We start from the raw sequence: 4,827 nt of genomic DNA on the forward strand, positions 1-4,827 counted from the left end.
GAAACGAAGAAGCGGAGGCGCCTTTAGCCTTGGTCGGCGGGAGTGTCACCTTCGAGGCGGTTTTGAAAGCGCTCGAAGAATTGATCGGCCATTTTCTGGGCGAAGCTATCGACAAGCCGCGAGCCAAGTTGGGCGATCTTGCCGCCGACCTTGGCGCTAACGTCATAGGTGAGCACGGTGCCGCCCGTCTCGGCATCGCTCAGGCGCACTTGCGCGCCACCTTTGGCAAAACCTGCGACACCGCCCTTGCCCTCGCCCGAGATGGTGTAGCTTTCGCCCGGCACGATATCGGAAAGTGTCACCTCGCCGCGAAAGGTGGCTTTGACCGGGCCAACTTTCTGCGTGACGGTGGCGGCGAAGCCCGCTTCGGGGGAGCCGGTCAGTTCGTCACAACCGGGGATGCAGGCCTTGAGCACCTCGGCATCGTTGAGCGCGGCCCAGACGGTCATCCGATCAGCCGCGATCACGCGGCTTGCATGCATTTCCATTGGCTTGTCCTTTCTCGCTGATCTTGCATCAGCAGTAGGGCCGCGTGACGCAGGAGGTCAACGCTTGATCTCATAGGGCAGCGTGCCGCGCCGGTTGGGATCGACGATCAATTGCCGCTCAAGGGGCGGCACGGCGCGTTGGTGACACTGGGCGCGCTCGCAAATCCGGCACGAGATACCGATGGGCTGAAACTCTCGGTCGCGGTCAAGATCGAGGCCATCGGCATAGACCAGATCGGCGGCATGCTTGACCTCGCAGCCAAGCGAAATGGCAAAGCGGCGCTGCGGCGTGCCCCATGCGCCGCCCGATTTCGACACATCACGCGCCAAGATCACGTAGCGTACCCCATCGGGCGTTTCAGCCAGTTGACGCAGGAAACGGGTCGGCGTCTCAAAGGCTTGATGCACATTCCACAAGGGGCAGGCACCACCAAAGCGGGCGAATTGCAGGCGCGTGGCGGAGTGGCGCTTGGTTACCGTGCCCGCCTGATCGACGCGGGCGAAGAAAAAGGGGATGCCCTTGGCGCCGGGACGTTGCAGGGTCGAAAGCCTGTGGGCCACCTGTTCAATCGAGGCACCGAACTGGATCGAGAGGCGTTCGAGGTCATGGCGTGTTTCGCGCGCGGCGGTTGCAAATCCTGTATAGGGCATCAACACCGCGCCTGCGAAGTAATTGGCCATGCCGATGCGCGCGATCTCGCGGCTTGTGTCGGATTGAAAGCGCGCAAGATCGAGTGTCGCCTCGATCAGCTGGCCCTGCCCCAAGAGCGCATATTGGTGCAAAAGCTGAAAGCGTTGCGTCTCTGGGGCCGCGCGGGGGCTGAGCGTCAGGATGCGGCTAGCCGGGTCATAGGCGCGCACACCTTGACCTGCCTCGCGCCGGATGACGACGCCCATCGCGGCCAGCACATCTTGGGTATGGGTGGCCAGATCGCCCGCGGCCTTTTGCGCAAATCGCTCGGCGGCGCGGTCAACCGCGTCGATGTAGTTATCGCAGTAATGAAAGAAATCGCGCACCTCTTCCCAAGGGGAAGGGGCGGCAAGGCGATCTTGGCCCAAAGCCTCGTCCAGCGAGGCGAGGCGCTCGTGGGTCTGGCGATAGGCGCGGTGCAGATCGAGAAAGGCGCGCGCCAGCGCAGGCGCATTGGAGGCGGCAAGCCTTAAATCGACCAGCGCCGGTGCGTTATCGGTGAAAATCGGATCGGCCAAAGCCTCGCGCATGTCGGAGACCAGCCGCTCGGCATCGCCTGCGCGCAATTCGGTGACATCGACGCCAAATTCTTGCGCCAGCCCCAAGACCACAGCGGTCGAGACGGGGCGGTTGTTGTTCTCCATCTGGTTGAGATAGGGCAGCGAGACGGCAAGCTTGACCGCGAAATCCTTCTGCGTCAGCCCAAGACGCGTGCGGATCTCGCGCAGCTTGGCACCGGCATAAAGCTTGGCTGGGGACATGGGGCCTCCGAGGCAGTTTGCAACCCCATTTGCACGGTTTGCAAAACCCTGCGCAAGCCTTAGCGCGCCAAAAATTGGTCGCGCTTGATCGTGTAGATGATCGCCGCCACAGCAGATAGCGACGCGATCAGCATGATCACGATCAGCGGATAGGCGCCATTTCCCCCTTCAAGCAGGCTCCCCGCGAGGGCCGACAAGGCCGCGCCGCCGCCAACCATCATCGCACCGCCCAGCCCACTGGCCGTTCCCGCCAGATGCGGGCGCACCGACAACATGCCCGAGGTGGCATTGGGCAACACCATGCCATTGCCCAATCCCACGAAAGTCATGAAGCCAAAAAAGACAAAGGCTGTTTTGAAGCCGATGAGAAACATCAAAAGCGAGACGATCAAACCGCTGGCCGAGATCACGGCACCCGCAAGGATCATGGTATTGATGCCAAGCCGCATCGAATAGCGGCCCGATATCCAGTTACCAAAGAAATATCCCAAGGCAGGGGCCCCGAAGAAAAAACCGACCGCCGTGGGCGAGAGGTGAAATACCTGTGATCCCACGTAAGGCGCGCCGCCGAGATAGGCGAAGAATGCCCCCGATGCGAAAGCCGCCGCCAAGCAATAGCCCCAAAAGCGGCGCGAGGCCAAAAGCTCAGGGTATTCGCGCAGTTGCGCTGCAAAGCTGCCTGATTTCTGCGCCGCCGTCTCACCCAGATCGCGCCAGGTGAGGCCCAAGACCAAAACGCCCAAGGCAAAGAGCATCCAGAAATTCGCCTGCCAGCCAAAGTTTTCGTCAAGAACGCCGCCAAAGGCCGGGCCGATCATCGGCACGATGGCCATACCCATTGTGACATAGCCGATCTGGCTTGCGGCTTGATCGGCGGGATACATATCGCGCACCACGGCACGCCCCAACACCAGCCCAGCCACGACAACGGCCTGTAGCATGCGGAAAAATAGGAAAATCTCGATATTCGGGGCAAAGATGCAGCCCAAGGTTGCGACAAGGAAAATCGCCACACCACCCAAAAGAACCGGTCGCCGACCGTAGCGGTCTGAGATCGGGCCGATGAAGATTTGCAAAACAGCATTGACGCCAAGATAAAGCGCGACCGAAAGCTGCATCAGCCGGTAATCGGTCGCGAAATATTCCGTCATCCGCGGCAGCGATGGCAAAAAGATATTCATCGACAGCGCACCGAGGCCGGTGAGCAAGATGAGCGTGAAAATATGCGGCGGGGTCGTGCGGTCGAGGAACCGCACCGGAACATGTGAAGCCATGACACCGGGTTATGCCTTTGGCGTGACTTGGTCCAGCCCCCAGCGGCATTTCCCGATTGCGGCCATGTCTTGCACCGCTGCGCGCGGAGAGCGATCATTTGCAGCTTTGCAAATATTGCTGAAATTTCGCAAATTCATTTGCAAATATGCGCAATCCGACTCGCGCTTTGCACAAGGCGCGCCTAGGGTCTGGCGTGATTGGGAAATGCCGCTTTGCGATGCCATTTCCAAAGGGGCAAGGCCGACGGGGAAGGAACGGGCATGAAGGATATCTTGCAAGAGCTGGAAGATCGCCGGGGGCAAGCGCGTCTTGGCGGCGGCACCAAGCGCATCGAAGCGCAGCATGCCAAGGGCAAGCTGACCGCGCGCGAGCGGATCGAGCTTTTGCTCGATGAAGACAGCTTTGAAGAATATGACATGTTCGTCACGCATCGCTGCACCGATTTCGGGATGGAGGGGTCCAAGCCGCGCGGCGATGGTGTGGTCACCGGCTGGGGCACGATCAACGGCCGGATGGTCTATGTGTTCAGCCAAGATTTCACCGTTCTGGGCGGCTCGGTGTCGGAAACGCATGCTGCCAAGATCTGCAAGATCATGGATATGGCGATGCAAAACGGCGCCCCCGTGATCGGGATTAACGACAGTGGTGGGGCGCGTATCCAAGAAGGTGTTTCAAGCCTTGCTGCTTATGGTGAGGTGTTCCAGCGCAATATCGAAGCCTCTGGCGTGGTCCCTCAGATCTCTATGATCATGGGCCCCTGCGCAGGCGGCGCTGTCTATTCCCCCGCGATGACCGATTTCATCTTCATGGTCAAAGACAGCTCCTACATGTTCGTGACCGGCCCCGATGTGGTGAAAACCGTGACGAACGAGGTCGTGACCGCCGAGGAATTGGGCGGCGCCACCACCCATACGCGCAAATCCAGCGTGGCCGATGGTGCCTTTGAAAACGATGTGGAGGCACTCAGCGAAGTGCGCCGCTTGATCGATTTCTTGCCGCTCTCCAATCGCGAAAAGCCGCCCGTGCGGCCCTTTTACGACGACCCGAACCGGATCGAGGAAAGCCTTGATACGCTGATCCCCGACAATCCCAACAAGCCCTACGACATGAAGGAATTGATCCTGAAGGTCGCGGATGAGGGGGATTTTTACGAGATTCAGGAAGATTTCGCTAAGAACATCATCACTGGCTTCGTCCGGCTGGAGGGGCAGACGGTGGGCGTGGTCGCCAATCAGCCGATGGTGCTGGCGGGCGTTCTCGATATCGACAGCGCGCGCAAGGCCGCCCGCTTTGTGCGGTTTTGCGACTGCTTCGAGATCCCGATCCTGACGCTGGTGGATGTGCCGGGTTTCCTGCCCGGCGTGACGCAGGAATATAACGGCGTCATCAAGCATGGCGCGAAGCTTTTGTTTGCCTATGGCGAGGCGACCGTGCCCAAGGTCACTGTCATCACGCGTAAAGCCTATGGCGGGGCTTATGTGGTGATGTCGTCCAAGCATCTGCGCGGTGACATCAACTATGCATGGCCCACATCCGAAATCGCGGTGATGGGGGCCAAGGGCGCGACCGAGATCCTGTATCGGTCCGAATTGGGCGATCCAGAAAAGATCGC

The 4,827-nt window shown here is 60.1% G+C and carries 4 protein-coding genes; 1 reads left to right on the plus strand and 3 read right to left on the minus strand.

Translation table 11 applies throughout. The features are described from left to right. Positions 1 to 23 precede the first annotated feature (23 nt). From KG698_RS14690 to KG698_RS14700, 3 genes are read right to left on the minus strand one after another with little or no spacing between them, the layout of a single operon-like run. On the minus strand, positions 24 to 488 hold the full coding sequence (locus tag KG698_RS14690) for a CoxG family protein (RefSeq protein ID WP_213686294.1): 465 nt from the start codon (positions 486 to 488) through the stop codon (positions 24 to 26). Between the two features lie 57 nt (positions 489 to 545). Next, entirely contained in the window at positions 546 to 1,940 is a 1,395-nt protein-coding gene (locus KG698_RS14695; RefSeq protein WP_213686295.1) for a short-chain fatty acyl-CoA regulator family protein, read from the minus strand. A 59-nt stretch (positions 1,941 to 1,999) separates the two neighbouring features. Next, positions 2,000 to 3,214: a multidrug effflux MFS transporter gene (locus tag KG698_RS14700; RefSeq protein WP_213686296.1), complete on the minus strand. Its 1,215-nt coding sequence runs from the start codon at positions 3,212 to 3,214 to the stop codon at positions 2,000 to 2,002. A 261-nt stretch (positions 3,215 to 3,475) separates the two neighbouring features. Between KG698_RS14700 and KG698_RS14705 the strand changes: the two genes are divergently transcribed. After that, a partial coding sequence (locus KG698_RS14705; protein ID WP_213686297.1) for an acyl-CoA carboxylase subunit beta occupies positions 3,476 to 4,827 on the plus strand: 1,352 nt, incomplete at its 3' end.

The organism is Roseicyclus sp. (assembly GCF_018402035.1).
GTDB lineage: Bacteria > Pseudomonadota > Alphaproteobacteria > Rhodobacterales > Rhodobacteraceae > Roseicyclus.

Coding starts and splice junctions, on each gene's coding strand:
- KG698_RS14690 (WP_213686294.1), bottom strand. CDS start 488: ATGGAAATGCATGCAAGCCGCGTGATCGCGGCTGATCGGATGACCGTC.
- KG698_RS14695 (WP_213686295.1), bottom strand. CDS start 1,940: ATGTCCCCAGCCAAGCTTTATGCCGGTGCCAAGCTGCGCGAGATCCGC.
- KG698_RS14700 (WP_213686296.1), bottom strand. CDS start 3,214: ATGGCTTCACATGTTCCGGTGCGGTTCCTCGACCGCACGACCCCGCCG.